The organism is Roseateles terrae (genome assembly GCF_014192155.1).
GTDB classification, from domain to species: Bacteria; Pseudomonadota; Gammaproteobacteria; order Burkholderiales; family Burkholderiaceae_C; genus Roseateles; species Roseateles terrae.
The window spans coordinates 231,235-247,098 of record NZ_JACHXO010000010.1; the positions used below are offsets into that span (position 1 = coordinate 231,235).

The following is a 15,864-nucleotide window of genomic DNA, read 5'->3' on the forward strand; positions in this document are numbered from 1 at the left end:
CCGCCCCCGGGGATCGGAGACGTCAGCGTGGCCAAGGACCCCTACCGCTACTTCCGCGTCGAGGCGCGGGACCTGCTCACGCAGATGAGCGACGCCGTGCTGGCGACGGAGGATGCGGCGGCGGAGCAGCAGGTGGCGCTGCCCAGCCGGCTGCTGCGGCTGGCGCATACGCTCAAGGGCGCGGCGAGCGTCGTGAGGTTGCCGGACATTGCGGCGCTGGCGCATGCGATCGAGGATCTGCTCACGCCGCTGCGGGACGCGGGGCATGCGGTGTCAACTTCGGATGTGGATGCACTGCTGGCCTTGATCGATGAGGCGCAGGCCGCGGTCGGCGCGCTGGCGACACCGGCTGCGACACCGGCTGCGACACCGGCCCCGGCGCTTGGCGGTGCTGGGACGACACCCGCCATGCCGCTGACGGCAGCGCCGTCCTCGGGTGTGTCTACATCCCGTCACAGCGCAGCCTCGGCGGCTCAGACCGGGCATGCCGGCTCACCACCGTCTCATGCGTCTGCTCCTCTGCACGCAGCGTCAAGTCCGTCAGCCGCTTCAGCCTCATTGCCTGTGCCTGCGCCGCACGTCACGGCCGGCACCCTCACTTCCAGCACGGCGCTGCCCGTCAAAGGCCCCCTGCCCGCCGACGTGGACGACCTGCCCCTCCCGCTGATGGAGATTCCGCAAGTCGCCACCAAGGAAGTGGACACCCTCAGCGACAGCCTGGCGGAGACGCTCAGCCACGTCAGCAGCCTGCAGCGCCTGACTGCGCAGGTGGCGGACCTCCGCGCGGCGCTGCCGCTGGCGCCGGAAGATCTGCTGCCGCGTCTGCAGCGCATCGAGGAGCAGCTGGAACGCGGCGGACGCCAGCTGGAGCGTGAGCTGGTGCAGGCCCGCGATCACGCGGAGCAACTGCGCCTGGCTCCCGCGGCCCTGCTGTTCGGCCCGCTGCAACGCGCCGCGCGCGACGCCGCCCGCGTGCTGGACAAGCAGGTGCAGTTCCACGGGACCGGCGGTGATGTGAAGCTGGAAGGCGGCGTGCTCAATGCCGCCCTGGCGGCGCTGGTCCAGATGATCCGCAACGCGGTCGCCCACGGCATCGAAGCCCCGGCCCAGCGCCTGGCCGCCGGCAAACCCGCGCAGGGCCGCATCGACCTGCAGGTGGTCCGCGACGGCCGGCAGATCCGGCTGCGCTGCACCGATGACGGCGCCGGCCTCGACATGGACGCGCTGCGCAGCACGGCCATGGCCAAGGGCGTGCCGGGCGCCGACCGCATGGAGGACCAGGCCTTGATCGACCGCCTTCTTCGCGGCGGCCTGAGCACTGCACGCGAGGTGAACACCCTGGCCGGCCGGGGGGTCGGCATGGACCTGGTGCGGGACACCGCGGAGCGGCTGGGCGGTCAGCTGAGCCTGCGCAGCACGCCGGGCCGGGGCACGACGCTCGAGATGCGGGTGCCGCTGCGCCTGGGGTCCGTGCGCGCGCTGAATGTATTCACCGGCACCGTGGCGGCCTGGGTGCCACTGGACGCCGTGGAGCAGGTCGTGCAACAGCCCCAGATTCATGGTCAGCATCTGCTGCTGGGACAGGAGATGCTGCCGTATGTGCGGCTGTCCGAGCTGCTCATGCCCCACCATCCCGCACCGGCGCAGGCGCCGGGCAGCGCGGTGCTGCTGCGCTGCGGCGAGCGCCGTGCGGCCCTGGGCGTGGACGCGGTGGATGGCGTGTCCACCGTCGTCTGGCGCCCGCCGCCGGACCTGCTGCCGCCCAGCGCGCTGGTCACGGGGTTGACGCTGGATGCGGCTCAGCAGCCGCTGGCCGTGCTCAGCCCGGACGGTCTGATCGACGCAGCGCGCCGGGCCCGTCCCCAGCCAGTGGCGCCGGCGCGTCAGGCGGCGACCATCCTGGTCATCGACGATTCGCTCACCACCCGCATGCTGGAACAGAGCATCCTGGAAGCGGCGGGATATCGGGTGCACATGGCCTCTTCCGCCGAAGACGGGCTGGAGGCGGCGCGGCAGGCGTCGTATGCGCTCATCCTGGTCGATGTGGAAATGCCGCCCGGCATGGACGGCTTCAGCTTCATCTCCGAACTGCGGGCAGACGAATCGCTGCGCGACATTCCGGCCGTGCTGGTCAGTTCCCGCAATGCGCCGGAGGATCTGGCGCGCGGCACGGCGGTCGGGGCGGACGGCTACATCATCAAGGGCGAGTTTTCGCAGAACAGCTTCCTGGACAAGGTCGCCGAGCTGGTGGCTCGCTCTGAGCTCGCTGGCATCGATCGCCGCCACCGCGGCGAGCGGGCCCCAGCGCCCGTCAGCGAAGGGGCGACGCCATGAGCGGAATCGTCGGCGCGGGCACGGGCGGCACCCTGGGCAGCAGGTCCGGCAGCGGCACCAAGTCTCTGCGGGTGCTGCTGGTGGAGGATTCCCCCACCGTGCTCGCCCACATCCGCGAGGTGCTGCAGAGCCAGAGCGACATCGAGATCGTCGGTGAAGCCTGCGATGGCAGGCAGGCGGTGGCCCTGTGCGGCCAGTTGCGGCCGGACGTGGTGTCGATGGACATGATGCTGCCGGGCATGGATGGCCAGGCGGCTACCGAGGCCATCATGGCGCACTGCCCGACGCCTATCCTGATCGTCTCGTCATCCACCAACCGCGGCGAGTTGCTGCGCACCTATGAGGCGCTGGCCGCCGGCGCGGTCGAGGTGCTGGAAAAACCCAACGGCCGTCAGCCGGCCGGCGAGTGGGAGCAGCGCTACCTGCGGCTGCTGCGGCTGGTCGCCCGCATTCGCGTGATCACGCATGTGCGGGCGCGTCACCTGGTCCCCCCCGCTGCGCCTTCGGCCGCCCTTCAGCCGCGCGCAGTGCTGGCGCTGGGAGCGTCCACCGGCGGCCCGGGCGCCCTGATGCAGGTGCTGCAGTCGCTGCCGCACCCGGCGCCGCTGCCCGTGCTGATCGTGATGCACATCAACGCCATCTTCAGCCGGGGCTTTGCCGAATGGCTGGATGGGCAGACGCCGCATCGGGTGCGTTATGCGCGAAATGGGGAGGCGCTGCAGTCCGTCCGGGGCGACATCATCCTGGCCCCGCCGGATGTGCATCTGGCGGTTCAGCAGGGCCGACTCATCCTCAGCCATGCGCCGCCGCGCTTCTCCTGCCGGCCGTCGGTGGACGTGCTGTTTGAATCCATCGCTCGAGAGTTCGGCGCAGGTGCGGTCGCCGCGCTGCTCACCGGCATGGGCCGGGATGGCGCTGCCGGTTTGCTGGCCATCCGCCGCGCGGGCGGCAGCACCATTGCCCAGGACGAAGAGACGTCCATGGTCTACGGCATGCCGCGCGAGGCGGCCCAACTGGGTGCGGCCGAACGCATCCTGCCGCTGAATGAAATCGGCCCCGCCATGAAGTCTCTGAGCGGTGTGCCTTGGGGAGCAGGACCATCATGAATCAGAACAAGGACAAAGCCTTCATCGTGGAGGACAGCCTGACGGTCCGCATGGACCTTCGGGAAGCGATGGAGGACGCCGGCTTTGCGTGCGTGGAGTGCGCCACCCTGGCGCAGGCCCGCGAGGCACTGGCCCTGGGCGTACCGCGCATCGTGATGCTGGACACCCAGTTGCCGGACGGCGACGGCGATGTCTGGCTGCAGGAGCTGCGGGCCACGCCGGGGGGTGATCAGACGGTGGTGCTGATCCTTTCCAACACCGCGAACGCGGGTGACCGCCTGCGCGGACTGGCGTATGGCGCGGACGAATTCGTCGGCAAGCCCTATGACCGCGGCTATGTGGTGGACCGGGCGCGCGAGTTGCTGCGGCATCGCAATATGAAGCGTCAGTCGATCGAGGCCCAGCCGCAGCGGGCGACGGTCCTGCTGGTGGACGACAGCGAGACCTTCCGCCACGCGCTGCGCGAAGCGCTGGAGCCGATGGGCTACCGGGTGCATCTGGCGGTGCATGGCGAGGATGGTCTGCGACAGGCCGCCGCCCTGCGGCCCAATGCCATTGTGGTGGACCAGCACATGCCCGGGCTGGATGGCGCCTCGATGATCCGCCACCTGCGCCTGGACCCCGCGCTGCGCCACACGCCTTGCCTGCTGCTCACCGCCGATGAAGGCGCCGACGCCGAACTGCGCGCGCTGGAGGCCGGGGCCGATGCCTTCGCCCGCAAGCAGGACGATGTGGACCTGATCCTCGCGCGCATGGCGGCGATGCTGCGCAGTGCCACCGCCTCCCTGCCGGAACAGGGCGCCAGCCTGCTGGGGCCCAAGCGCCTGCTGCTGGTGGACGACAGCCCCAACGTGCTGGCGGAGCTGGGCGCCTCACTGCGGGATGACGGCTTCGACGTCGTGCCCGCCCACAGTGGCGAGCAGGCGCTGGAGCTGCTGGCCGTGCAGACAGTGGATGCCGTGCTGCTGGATGTGCAGATGCCGGGCATCGGGGGCCTGGAGACCTGCCGGCGTATCAAGTCGGCGCCCGCGATGCGGGACATTCCGGTTGTGCTGCTCACCGCCTTTGATGGCCGCGATGCGATGCTGGCCGGCCTGGAAGCCGGCGCGGATGACTATGTGGTGAAGGCCGGCGGTGAGCTGGAGCTGATGAAGGCGCGGGTGCGGGCGCAGTTGCGGCGCAAGCAGTTCGAAGACGAAGCGCGGCGCATGCATGCGGAGCTGCACAACTCGGCGATGGAGGCGGCCACCGCGCGGGCCGCGCAGGAATTGGCGGACAGCCGCGCCGAGCTGCTGGCCGCGCTGCAGCAGCGCAATGACGCGCTGGAGCAGCTGAACTCGGAACTGAGCCGCGCCAGCAGCGCCAAGACCGCGTTTCTCTCGACCATGTCGCATGAGCTGCGCACGCCGCTCAATGCGGTCATCGGCTTTGCGCAGCTGATGCGGGACGGCGCGGCCGGGCCGGTCAACGACCGGCAGGCGGAGTTCTGCCAGCACATCCACAACGCGGGGCAGCATCTGCTCTCGCTGGTGAATGAGCTGCTGGACATGGCCAAGATCGAAGCCGGCCGGGTGGACCTGGACTACGAGGTGGTCGATCTGGACGAGCTGCTGCGGGATGCGATGGCCATCGTGCAGGAGCGGGTGCGACTGAGCAACATCGAGCTCAAGCTGTTTGGCGTGGGGGTGGACCAGCGGCTGATGGTGGACCGCCGCCGCCTGCGGCAGATTCTCTACAACCTGTTATCCAACGCCGCCAAGTTCACGCCCAAGGGGGGGCTGATCCAGCTGGAAGCGCGACGGGTCAACCGGATGCGGGCGGAGGAATCGCTGCCGGGCTTTGCCGCCGGCCGTCGTTCGGATCTGCCCGCCAGCGACTTCAAGGAGTTCGTGCAGATCAGCGTGACCGACAACGGCATCGGCATTCCGCCGGAGGGCCTGGAGCGGCTGTTCCAGCCCTTCAACCAAATCAAGAACGTGCTGACGCAGAAGGTCGAAGGCACGGGCTTGGGGCTGGCCACCGTCGCGCGCCTGGTGCAGTTGCACGGGGGCGCGGTCTCGGTGACCAGCCAGCTGGACAAAGGCAGCTGCTTCAGTGTCTGGCTGCCGTGGCGGGAACCGGTGGTGCCGGGCATGCCGCAACCGGCGGATGCGGCCAACCGTCCGCTGGCGCTGGTGATCGAGCACAACCTGCAGGCGGCCGCGCTCATCCAGACGCAGTTGCAGGGCCTGGGGTTCCGGGTGCAGCATGTGGAATCCGCAGAGGAGGCGCTGGAGCTGGCGCAACATCTGCGGCCGGACCTGATCACGTTGGAGACGCAGCTGCCGGGTCATCTGGATGGCTGGGAGCTGCTGTCCCGCCTGAAGAATCTCAACGGCTGGGCGCACATCCCGGTGGTGGTGGTGTCAGTGGCAGCGGGCGAGGAAGTGGCCCTGTCGCTGGGGGCTTCGGCGGTGCTGCACAAGCCGGTCAGCCGCACGGCGCTGCTGCAGGAACTGGAGGTGCTGGGGTTCAAGCCCACGGCGACGCGCAAGTTCCTGGTGCTGGCCATCAGCGAAGCGCCGGGGGATCTGCAGTCCCTCAGCGCGCATCTGTCGCAGCCGGGGTTCTCCGTGCTGCGTGCCACCGGTGGTCAGGAAGGCATCACGCTGGCACGGCGGCATGTGCCGGATCTGATCGTGCTGGATCTGCTGATGGCCGAGGTGGATGGCATCGGCGTGGTGGAAGCCTTGCAACGCGACCCGCTCACGGCGGCCATTCCGGTGATCGTGGTCGCGGCTTCGCAGCTGACGGCGCGGGACAAGGAGTTGCTCAATCGCCATGTGCAGCGGGCGCAGGTGCCGGTGTCCACCGCTGCCGGTCCGGGGCCGGATGCGGCCGCACCGCCGCCGCAAAAACGATTCACGGATGAAGTGAAGCGGGCGATCAGCCGCACGAGCTGGGGTGACCTGGACCCGCTCGGATGAACCAAGGAGCCTGGATGCAGGAATTGACTGTGGTGCTGGTGGAGGACTCGATGACGATCCGTCGTCAGATCCTCCAGCGGCTGAGACGGATGCAGGGCCTGCGGGTCGTGGGCGAAGCCCCGGACGAAGCCCTTGCGCTGGCGCTGGTTGCAGCGACCCGGCCGGATGCGGTGTTGCTGGATCTGTCCCTGGCGGACGGCGGATCGGGGCTGCAGGTGCTGAAGCAGTTGCGGCGGCAGGGGTATGCCGGGCAGGTGCATGTGCTGTCGCATCAGACGCCGGAGGCCTATCGAGCAGCGTGTGTGGCTGCAGGGGCGGACGGATTCTTCGACAAGGCGGAAGAACTGGACGGCCTACTGCAGGCGCTGGCCGGCGGCACCGTGCCGCAGCCGGCGGCGCCGATGGGCCGGGAGGAATTCCTGGTGCGGCTGGATCAGACGGCGCTGCTGGCCCAGCGCGACGGCGGCGACCTGACCGTGCAGGCCTGGCGGATGGCGGAAGCGGAGGCGAGCGCGCTGGCGCTAGACTTGCAGGCGGCCGCCGAGGCCGGGGATCTGGTGGGGATGTGGCGTGCCGAAGGGGCGGTGGGCGCCGAAGGGGTCGTGGTCGCCCATGCGGTGCCCGACGAGACGGCAAGCGCGAATGCGCCGCCGCAGGGCGTCGCCCGACTGCCGCAGGATGGGTTCTCCGGCGAAGCCTTGCTCGCGAGGGCGCTGCTGGGTGTCTGAGGCCTGCGGGGCGCCTCGGCGGCATGATCCGCAGGAGCCAGGGGGACCTGTCCTGAAATCGTCATGGGGCGACTGAGCGATGCAAGCGCATGGGCGCAGAAAGCTCTACCGGGGGCAAAACCGGGCCCTCCGCCCGACGAAATGTCGGTTTTGACGCGATTGGCGGTGCATTGGGCACTTGAGTTGCCCCGCCCGGGTGGATTACCCTCCGTGACGGAGGTCATCGACCGTGGATGTTCTGCAATTGGATATCTCGGGCCGCCCTCAGGCCTGGATCTCGACCAAGGAAGCCGCCGTGCTCTACGCCAGCGACGCAGTCGCCTGGACGCTGGGCCAGCCTTGCCATGTGCTGCGGGGCGGGTATCAGCGGATCACGGGGCTGCAGTCGCGCATTGAGCTGCATCCGATCATCGCGGTGCGGGGCGCCATTCCCAGCCGTGCGTGGCGCCAGGCGCCCGCCCTCTCCAATCCCAAGCTCTTCACCCGCGACCGGCATGTCTGCGCCTACTGCGGACACCGGTTTCATCCGGAGCAACTGACGCGGGAGCATATCCAGCCGGTGTCCCGCAAGGGCAAGGACAGCTGGATGAACTGCATCACCGCCTGCCGAGCCTGCAACGGCCGCAAGGGCAACCGGACGCCGGAAGAAGCCGGCATGTCCTTGATGTACCTGCCGTATGTGCCCAGCCTGCACGAGGACATGATCCTGCGGGGCCGGCGGATTCTGGCGGACCAGATGGAGTTCCTGCTGGCGAGTGTGCCGAAGTCGTCGCGGCTGTACGTGGGCTGAGGCGTGCGCAGTGGCCGCGCTCGCCGCGCAGGCCGCGCGGGTTCAGTGCTTTGAAGTGGCCACGAGTTTCTGCAAAGCCTGGCGAAGCGGCAGGATCTTCCCGTCGGCGGCCTTGGCCTTCAATTCGGCCGCGTATGCCGGTACTTCCCGCGCCCCCTTGCCATCGACTTCAAACACCAGCGCCTCTGCGCCCGCGCCAGGCTGCTGGACCAGTGCGACAAACCAGGAGGATGCCCCTTGCTGGAAGGCCGAAGTCGCCGACACGCGCTCGCACGGATGGCTCACCTTGAGTGAAGGCGCTGCCGCCTCCGGGGTGCCCACGGCGTATTGACATTGGCCGCCCGCTGTCTGCGAGAGGGCCAGATACGCCCCCGGCGTTGTGGCGGTGTGCTCCGGCCAGGCGCGAGCGCCTGCCGCCGTGTCGGCCTGATTGACCCAGCGGGCACGCAGCCACGCGGCCACCTGGGGCAGCGGCTTGCTGGTGGCGGGCGCGGTGGTGCCCGAGAGGTCGTCCTGCGCCTGGGGCACGCCGGCCGCTTCAACGAACAGCAGGTCGTTGAGGCTGGTGTCTTCGCGAGTGTCCTTCTGCTTGACGCGCAGCAACAGGTAGCGCTTGGCTCCTTGCTGGAGCACCATGGCTGACGGCACGCCGATGCACTGGGGGAAATTGCTGCCTTCGTCAGGCTCGACCAGCGGGATCACCTGGCCTTTGGCGGCCACCAACAAGCCACAGGAGGGGGCGGCATCACCCGGCGCGAAGTAGAAGCGGACCGGCGGGGCATCTGCCGGCCACTGGCTGGCGGGCGGGCCGGAGAAACCATTGTCGAACTTGAGGGAGGACGCGTTGCGGACGTCGGTCTCGCCATGGCTGATGGCAGGCAGCGTGGCCAGCGCCAGCAGGCAGGCGGTGATGAAGGTGAAGCGGGGCATCGTGCCGGTCATTTGACACCAGCCTTGGCGAGTTCATCCATCTTGGCGAGTTTGAAACCGTAACGGGCCTTGGCTTTTGGATTCCAGTTCTCGGCCTCGCGAAGCTCGACATAACGTTTGTAGCCGGCACGCCGGTCGCTCTCGGATTGCGGACGGATGCCATGCTTGAGGCTGGCCGGGTCATTCCAGGCGCCCCAGGCGAAGGCGGCGGCCTTTTCGCCGTAGATGGCGCTCCGGCCGAAGTCCAGGTAAGCCTCCTTGCCGACTTTCACCGTCTTGCATTCCCGCACATGCAGATGTTTGATGCCTGCGGCAAGGAGGGACGCGCGGTCGGAAAACCCGTTGAAGCCCCCGTTGACCCGCACGGTGATCGCCAGCAGATCGTTGTTGTCTGCCAGTCCGTTGAGGTCGGTCTTGGCGCCGGTGGTCCAGTAATACCCAGCCGAATCGGCGGCCCACTTCGGCTCTTCCAGATCCACCCGGTTGTCACCGGTGAAGTCGTGTTTGACGGCCTTGCCGTAGGCCTCGTAATTGCGTTTGTAGGTGGTCTGGATGAGGCCGCGGCCTTTGTAGCCGTCATACACATCCGCTTCCTTCTTTCCTTTGGGCAGAACCTCGGCCACATACCGGAGTTCACCGGACTCGTGCCCGACCTGCGCCAGGAAGTGCGCTTTGCGCAGGCAGGTGTTGATCTGATAGGCGCGGAAGGTGGCGTTGAGGTGCGGCAGGAAGGTCTTGCACCGCTCGCGCTTTTGGTGCGGATAGACGGCGCACAGCTCGTCCAGCGTCAGGTCGCGGTTGCAGGCGCATGCCGATGTGGAGACCGCGGCGCCGCTGGAAAGACCGAGGCGGGTGGCGACAAAGTCGGCCAGGTCGTTGAAGCCCAGTGGGCCAGGACTGTCACGGTGAAGGCTGCTGGATAGCAGCCGGCCAATGCCGGGGAGGTCTTCGCCGAAGGTCAGATGCGTCAGCATGTTGCCCAGCGGGCCCGGAATTCTTGAGTTCGCCATGGGTCGGTCGCTCCTCTGCCGAGAGACGTCTGCAGGTTGTCAACGGGAGGAGTGGACAGCGAGGCGGGGATGGGGGCAAGTGACTTTAGGCGGGGGAGATTGTGGTGGGGCATTCGGGGCAACATCACGCAATAACAGCGGAGTATGAATGCACGGATTCCTTCAGGAGTATGAATAGGCGCTGAGCAAGCTTGCCAAATAATTTCCCACAGCTCACCATTTTCGGACTCCGCCGCAATTAAATAGCGAAGGGCATTTTTGACAACCTGTTTGGCGTCGTCCTTGAAAGACTCGTATCGAGGAATAACAAAATCCCGGATTATTTGTTCTACAAACCCTGGGTTGCTCCAATCATCGTCTGTCGCTTGAATTCTATTGTCATCCAGGAATATAAGCTCATAGAAGAGATTAGTTAGAACATAGCCGTAACGATATTAAAAGTTTTCTTGGAATCGGCCTCGTAAGCTCCCGACGATCTCTAGCAACTTGTGCATCTATTTAACGAAGCGCACTTTGCCGGGCTCGCCCGCCGCCGTGATTTACTGCCTGAGCGCCACAACCAGCGCATTGTGCTTTCCGGCCATCGTCCTCGAGCAATCGGGACCAAGGGACTATTCGATAGAAAAGGCACTCAATCCAATACGTTATTGTAGTCGTACATATAATCGTCAAGCTCTTCAGTGCTCCATACATGCCCATCACAACGATCGACGAGTATGCGCCCCCCAGCTCGATCATCCTCTTCCATGGAAGTCACAGAAAAACACCAATATAGAGGCGTATGCCTATCCATCGGACCATTCCCGGAAGAAGCACCAAACCTCATACTCTTTGCGTATTCTGAAGCAACCTCACGACCTCTTTCAAGGGATATTATTCCGGTCTTGTAACGCAAGGGCACATTGAGCGCAGGGATTCCGCGAGATCGTATTTTGGACACAATAGCAACTGCTCTGAGCCGAGGCAGCTCAACGCCAACGTACCCGGCATACTCTTTAAGAGGGTTATAGCAAAATCCCCTATCCAACACATGCACGTACTTTAGTTCGGGCACCAGGCTAGGAACTGGCATGTAAATGTCACACTTCTGATTCATACGACTGGCCAGCTAAATTGACGCACTCGGCAAATCTGAAGAGTAATTATCAAGAAGCGTATACAAGAACTCAGAACTATATTCCTCCAAAAGACAAGACTTAGGATCATTAAGCGCTGAGGAAATATATCCAGTATCAAAAAACCATCCCGACGCTCGAAGTTTTTCAAAGAATGAGACTGCAACCGGATCCGAAGCTTTGAAGACAGCCACCCCCAATGTTATGTCAATATATTGGGCAATGATCCAGCGAGCACCAGAGTCCAAAAGACACACCCCATGATATTCCTTTTCATGCCAAAGCTCCAAATGCACCTGATACATTACCTCGGGTATGTCGTCCTCTATTGCAACATCTCTTAGGAATCTAAAACCGTTCGCATTTAAAACTGAAAAGCCGGAAGACAGCCCCAAGCTATTCTTCAGTTCGCAATGGAATTCAGAACTTCCCCGCAGACTAAAATCAAAAAACAGTGAAACGTTGAACTCAGGCGGCGCAAATTTTTGAGGCAATTCGGGGGATTCAGTTAGGAATTTCAACATCTTCGTCCCGCCTTTCTTAAAACGCAACTTTAGCCGTTCGCGAAGGATCATCCGCCAGGAATGCGTCAATCGCAATGGAGGTACTTCATGAATACCTCTCGACTTATCAAGTACTCGGGGTGCTTGAGCCTGAATGCTTCCTGATCCACGCTTGCCTTGAAGCGCGTACCTGCTGGCCACTCCTGATACGCCGCGACATTGGATTCGTCAGCCCGTGTCGCGCCGCTGTAGCGTCCATCCGGGCTCGCCCTCCACGTCCCCCTAACTGGCTGCAATCGACTACCAAGCGGCCAGTTCAGGCAAGCGGTTGTCCATGACCACGGCATTCAAGACGAATTTGACCGATGCGTCTTCATCACGGTTCGGCGCAAAATCGCCGAAGGCTGATTTGAAGTAGTCTATTCCGGAAATGCCGGTCGTTGCAGTCGGCGATATGGTGTATGTCGCCCCATCAGCATTAAGGGCCGAGGTCGCACTGTTGAGGGTGAGCCCCTTCGGCACAGCATTCCTACCGGGCATTCATGAACTAACTAGACATCAGCATTTCCGGCTTTGCAAACTTTATAATGCACTAAATTGCGTGCCAATACTCGAAGTTTTTATTCATTCCTCACCCATTGGCAAGGTGTTTCACTTCATACCTTGGAGCACGAATTTAACTGCAAGGTGTGTGGAAGTCACCAACCGTTAAGACTACCCTTCGATGACCACTCCATAGCCCCTGCCAAAATCTCAATATAACAATATTCACCCAAGATCAAGTAATGCGTCAACCCGAAGCGCTTTGATTCCTCATTGTTCCAGTCTGAGTTTTCAACAATGTATACCGATGGATCGGGCGAAATACGGGTGATACTCCAATCCTGCATTACTCGCGTATGCCAATCGGCAGGCTGCTCATTGGGTTCGGGGCGGCCCTTCACGCATGACCAATCGAATCGTGACTCATCAACAACGTCACTGTCCGAATGCTGTGGGGATCTCCTCACCCAGCCAACTTTTTCAAAATCCAAACAAATTAATTGGTAACGACCAGATAAATTTTTTGAATCTAACGCGACACCATCAGTGTCGTAACTTGGTGCAAAAACTGGCGATACATCCCTATTTTCTGGCACAAAGCCAAAGAATGCAAAAAGCTCCACTCTAGTTGATCCATATTCCTCCGAATAGAGCTTCAGGCTAGGCATAGAAGGCGCCACCATCCATGGAACCTGCAAAGGGATAACCCTGTTCATTTTTCACCTCACCATCCCGGAATCGTCACAATATCTTCAATAGTTAAATTTTTTGGCCCTGGCGTTACAGCCGTCGAGCGCCCCGGAATCTTAAGACCCCCTAGGGGCGACTCCGTTAATCTTTTCAGTTCACTGACTGTTGGCAGTCTCTCGACAATCATGGTCGGCGTTAAATGGCCCAAACTTAGGGCCGCCAGTCCCCGGTTGTTAAACGTCACCAAGCTATCATCAATCCTGAAGGCGTGGATCAGAACATCATCTGACGTCAGTCGACCCATACGCAGATCTTCTGCCACCGCGTATATGCTGCGACCCACGATGAAGTCTGGCGCGTTCGACCCCAAATTGGCGAATGTACTAGATATCCGGCGCTGACCAAAGAGTACCGTTTGCCCGATCGCTCGATTGAGCTCGTAGTAATCTTCAGCTGCTGGGCTGATGGCGTCCTTAAAGGCCTGAGACGATTTGCAGCATGGCGCATTGTGGACCCATACGGCAAATGCACCGACATGGTACGTGTGATATTCATGGACCTCGACGTTGAAAACATCGGCATTCCATCCCGCAGGTCCTTGCGCGCGAACAATTAGCTCCGCCCCAAATGGATCTACTAGCCGCATTCCTGGTGTGAGCTATGACGCACGCACCCACTGCGACTCACGGATCCCCAAATCGTCCTCTCCCGCTTCTTCGGCCCTCGCAACCACCCAGAACGGATGCTCCGAAGTGGTATGCAACGTCTCCGTGTTGCCGCGAGCATCCTCAATCACCACCTCGTAGATCGGCTGATCCTTCGTGGCGACCGTCGCCACCACCGGCCGTACACCCGGCTCGCCGGTGTGCTCGTGACGCGATAGCACCAACTCACCACCCACAAACGTCTCAATTGCTTTGGGCCCATCGACGGTGTGAATCACTGTGCCAGCCACGAAGCACTGCGGCGGTGCCGCGCAGGAGGGCGCAACCTCTGTGGGTGATTTGCCGTTGTCAGCTAAAGACGCACCGTCTCCCTCCGACAAATGTCCCTTCGACGGCGAATCCGTCACATCTGTTTGAGCTGGTTCAGCCGAAACAGGCTTCTGTGCCTTGGAGGCCCCATCGGTGCCCGATGAATCCGGCATTTGCCCGTGAGGCGCTGCGTCCTTGCTTGCTGAGACATCGCTGCTGGGTGCAGGTTTTGTTTGTGCAGTCTCTGTATGCGGGCCTTCCTTAAATGCACTTCCGTCTATCTTGACCGCCTCTTTGTCTGGCGCGTTCTCGAGCTTGGCTGCGTCCTTGGCTGCCGCACCCTCTGCCTTCGCACCAGCCTTTTCGATCGCCTCTTTCCCGCCCTTTGCCAGTACCTTTTCGCCCAGTTCAGTCGCTGTCTTGGCCACTCCCGCAGCGCCGACAACTGCAGCAATCGCACGAACGGTCAACACCGACTTTTGCAGCGCTCCGACGTCGGTCCCGTACAGGGCGTTCATCCTGTCGGTCAGGTCTTTATCGAGCGCGACGACCGCTCCCTCTCCAAGGGCTTTGCCGGAATCGAGAACGCCCTCCTTGATCGTGCTCGGAAGCTCCGTCAAAGCACCAACGATTCCTTTGGCCAAGTTGACTGAAGTGCTGACCGGATCATCGACGAAGGCCTTCCCTACCGCCTTGCTGCCTTCCACCACCTCATTCGCCTTGTCTTTTGCAAGGTCGATGCTTTCTTTTCTAAAGCCGGTCTTCCAGTCCCGCGTCACTCCCGGCTGCGCATATCGCTTGTAAAAATCGAGATCGGCCTCTGGCATGAACATTTCCATGCGCGTGAGCTGTGTTCCCGAGACGGTGAATAGCTGCTGCTGTGTCCCCAGGTCGTTTTCAAACGTGCTTTTTGCGGTAGCCAGGAAGCTCTTAGCCGCCGCGTTGTCTCCATCTGAGAGCACGGACCGCCAGCCAAAGTCAATTTCCTTCAGCGCCTGTTGGGTGAGCTGACGCTTGGCTTCCTCCTCAGATATCTTGTTCGCTTCGGCAAATTCTTTGGCCTTGGACTTGATCCATGCTTCCTCGGACGGATGCAACTGCCGGTTGTTCATGTCCTGGTTCAACGCTGCGGCGCCACCGGCCCAACCGGCAAAGCTCCCTCCGGCTCCCGAGAGCAGTCCCGCGGCCAGCTTCGACAGTCCATCCGCCAACGTGGGCTGTTTGTCCTTGCTTTCGGACTCCATGCCGGCAGCGACCAACTGGTCCTTCACCGACTTCTGGAATGAATCAAGCGCTGGGGCTGCGATCGCACTTCCAGCGGCGCCCAATGCGCCCGCCAAGTCGCCAGTCAAGCCGCCGATCAAGGTATGCAGCGCAACGCGAGCGCTTCCCCCTTCCCTCCAAGCGTCGTAGTTAGATTGCTCCGCCGATACGACCCGTTCAACCGCACTCAACTGCTGACGGAGCGAGGCCCTTTCGGAGTCCGACAGGTTCTCCTTGAGGAGCGCTTCATCAAGCGACTGCTTCTGAATCTGTGCGAGTTCAAACGTCTTCGTTCTTGACGCTGCGTAGTCCCCCACCTCCTTCGCCGCCTGCGCCCCGAACTCCGCCACGATCTGGGCATTCACCTTGGCTTGCTGCGCAAGCTTCTGCCCATCCCACCCCTGCGCCAGCGTGCCGGCGGTAGCATCGTCAGTCGCGCCGCGATCCAACTTGTCCAAGGTGGACTGGCTGGCCGCATCGCCGCCGGTGATCGTCGTACTTCCGGCACTGATCGTGCTCTTCGTCGTACTCCGCTCGTCCCCGCTGTCCTTGTAGGCCCCGGCCATGCCGCCGCTAGTCCCGGCGCTCACCGTCACCGCGCTGGCGCTGTACTGGCTGCGGTTCTCGATATCGCTGGCCGTCAGGGTGCCTGTGCTCAGCGAATTCTTGCCGGCGTCAATCGCTGCCTGACTGCTGGTGATCGCTCCGCCCTTGAGGTCGGTCTGGCCCTTCACCGAGACCTGGAAGCCTTCATCGCCCGCGCGAATCCCCGCCTGTTCCCCAACCGCCGCGTAATCCGCATTGACCTTGGATTGGCTGAAATTCGCACTCCCGCCCGCGCCATACCCAAAGGTTGCGCTGCCGCCTGCGCTCGTGCTCTTGCTGTCGAACTTCGCGGTGTCCTGCAGGCTT

Annotated in this window: 11 protein-coding genes; 5 read left to right on the forward strand and 6 right to left on the reverse strand. The window is 63.1% G+C overall.

Annotated features, from left to right (window positions below; all coding sequences use genetic code 11):
* Positions 1-27: 27 nt before the first annotated feature.
* From FHS28_RS24695 to FHS28_RS22860, 5 genes are all read left to right on the forward strand, one after another.
* Positions 28-2,334, forward strand: coding sequence for a hybrid sensor histidine kinase/response regulator (locus FHS28_RS24695; RefSeq protein ID WP_088454136.1), 2,307 nt, complete (start codon positions 28-30; stop codon positions 2,332-2,334).
* A complete protein-coding gene (cheB, locus tag FHS28_RS22845; protein ID WP_088454137.1) occupies positions 2,331-3,440 on the forward strand; it encodes a chemotaxis-specific protein-glutamate methyltransferase CheB in 1,110 nt (369 codons plus the stop codon). The genes FHS28_RS24695 and cheB overlap by 4 nt, the downstream gene beginning before the upstream one ends.
* The gene (locus FHS28_RS22850) at positions 3,437-6,406 is read left to right on the forward strand and encodes a response regulator (protein ID WP_088454138.1); all 2,970 of its coding nucleotides are present in this window, start codon (positions 3,437-3,439) and stop codon (positions 6,404-6,406) included. The genes cheB and FHS28_RS22850 overlap by 4 nt, the downstream gene beginning before the upstream one ends.
* A 14-nt stretch (positions 6,407-6,420) precedes the next feature.
* The gene (locus FHS28_RS22855) at positions 6,421-7,134 is read left to right on the forward strand and encodes a response regulator (RefSeq protein WP_088454171.1); all 714 of its coding nucleotides are present in this window, start codon (positions 6,421-6,423) and stop codon (positions 7,132-7,134) included.
* Between the two features lie 229 nt (positions 7,135-7,363).
* Positions 7,364-7,924 (forward strand): HNH endonuclease, encoded by a 561-nt coding sequence (locus FHS28_RS22860; protein WP_088454139.1) that lies wholly within the window; start codon positions 7,364-7,366, stop codon positions 7,922-7,924.
* Positions 7,925-7,966: 42 nt separating this feature from the next.
* On the opposite strand, the gene FHS28_RS22865 is transcribed toward FHS28_RS22860, so the two are convergent.
* The 6 genes from FHS28_RS22865 to FHS28_RS22895 all read right to left on the reverse strand — a co-directional run.
* Positions 7,967-8,866 (reverse strand): hypothetical protein, encoded by a 900-nt coding sequence (locus FHS28_RS22865; protein WP_088454140.1) that lies wholly within the window; start codon positions 8,864-8,866, stop codon positions 7,967-7,969.
* Positions 8,863-9,864, reverse strand: a complete 1,002-nt coding sequence (locus FHS28_RS22870) for a glycoside hydrolase family 19 protein (RefSeq protein WP_184295466.1) — start codon at positions 9,862-9,864, stop codon at positions 8,863-8,865. The genes FHS28_RS22865 and FHS28_RS22870 overlap by 4 nt, the downstream gene beginning before the upstream one ends.
* Before the next feature lie 1,108 nt (positions 9,865-10,972).
* Positions 10,973-11,503 carry a hypothetical protein gene (locus FHS28_RS22875; protein WP_184295469.1) on the reverse strand — a complete coding sequence of 177 codons (531 nt, stop codon included), beginning with the start codon at positions 11,501-11,503 and terminating at the stop codon, positions 10,973-10,975.
* A gap of 677 nt (positions 11,504-12,180) precedes the next feature.
* On the reverse strand, positions 12,181-12,741 hold the full coding sequence (locus tag FHS28_RS22885; RefSeq protein ID WP_184295475.1) for a hypothetical protein: 561 nt from the start codon (positions 12,739-12,741) through the stop codon (positions 12,181-12,183).
* An 8-nt stretch (positions 12,742-12,749) separates the two neighbouring features.
* Positions 12,750-13,361 carry a hypothetical protein gene (locus FHS28_RS22890; protein ID WP_184295477.1) on the reverse strand — a complete coding sequence of 204 codons (612 nt, stop codon included), beginning with the start codon at positions 13,359-13,361 and terminating at the stop codon, positions 12,750-12,752.
* A 12-nt stretch (positions 13,362-13,373) separates the two neighbouring features.
* Positions 13,374-15,864 (reverse strand): polymorphic toxin-type HINT domain-containing protein (locus FHS28_RS22895; protein WP_221194192.1); only part of this gene is annotated, 2,491 nt, incomplete at its 5' end.

Excerpts from the sequence above, each read along its gene's own strand:
- cheB (WP_088454137.1), top strand. The coding sequence starts at position 2,331 with ATGAGCGGAATCGTCGGCGCGGGCACGGGCGGCACCCTGGGCAGCAGG.
- FHS28_RS22850 (WP_088454138.1), top strand. The coding sequence starts at position 3,437 with ATGAATCAGAACAAGGACAAAGCCTTCATCGTGGAGGACAGCCTGACG.
- FHS28_RS22855 (WP_088454171.1), top strand. The coding sequence starts at position 6,421 with ATGCAGGAATTGACTGTGGTGCTGGTGGAGGACTCGATGACGATCCGT.
- FHS28_RS22865 (WP_088454140.1), bottom strand. The coding sequence starts at position 8,866 with ATGACCGGCACGATGCCCCGCTTCACCTTCATCACCGCCTGCCTGCTG.
- FHS28_RS22870 (WP_184295466.1), bottom strand. The coding sequence starts at position 9,864 with ATGGCGAACTCAAGAATTCCGGGCCCGCTGGGCAACATGCTGACGCAT.
- FHS28_RS22875 (WP_184295469.1), bottom strand. The coding sequence starts at position 11,503 with ATGTTGAAATTCCTAACTGAATCCCCCGAATTGCCTCAAAAATTTGCG.
- FHS28_RS22885 (WP_184295475.1), bottom strand. The coding sequence starts at position 12,741 with ATGAACAGGGTTATCCCTTTGCAGGTTCCATGGATGGTGGCGCCTTCT.
- FHS28_RS22890 (WP_184295477.1), bottom strand. The coding sequence starts at position 13,361 with ATGCGGCTAGTAGATCCATTTGGGGCGGAGCTAATTGTTCGCGCGCAA.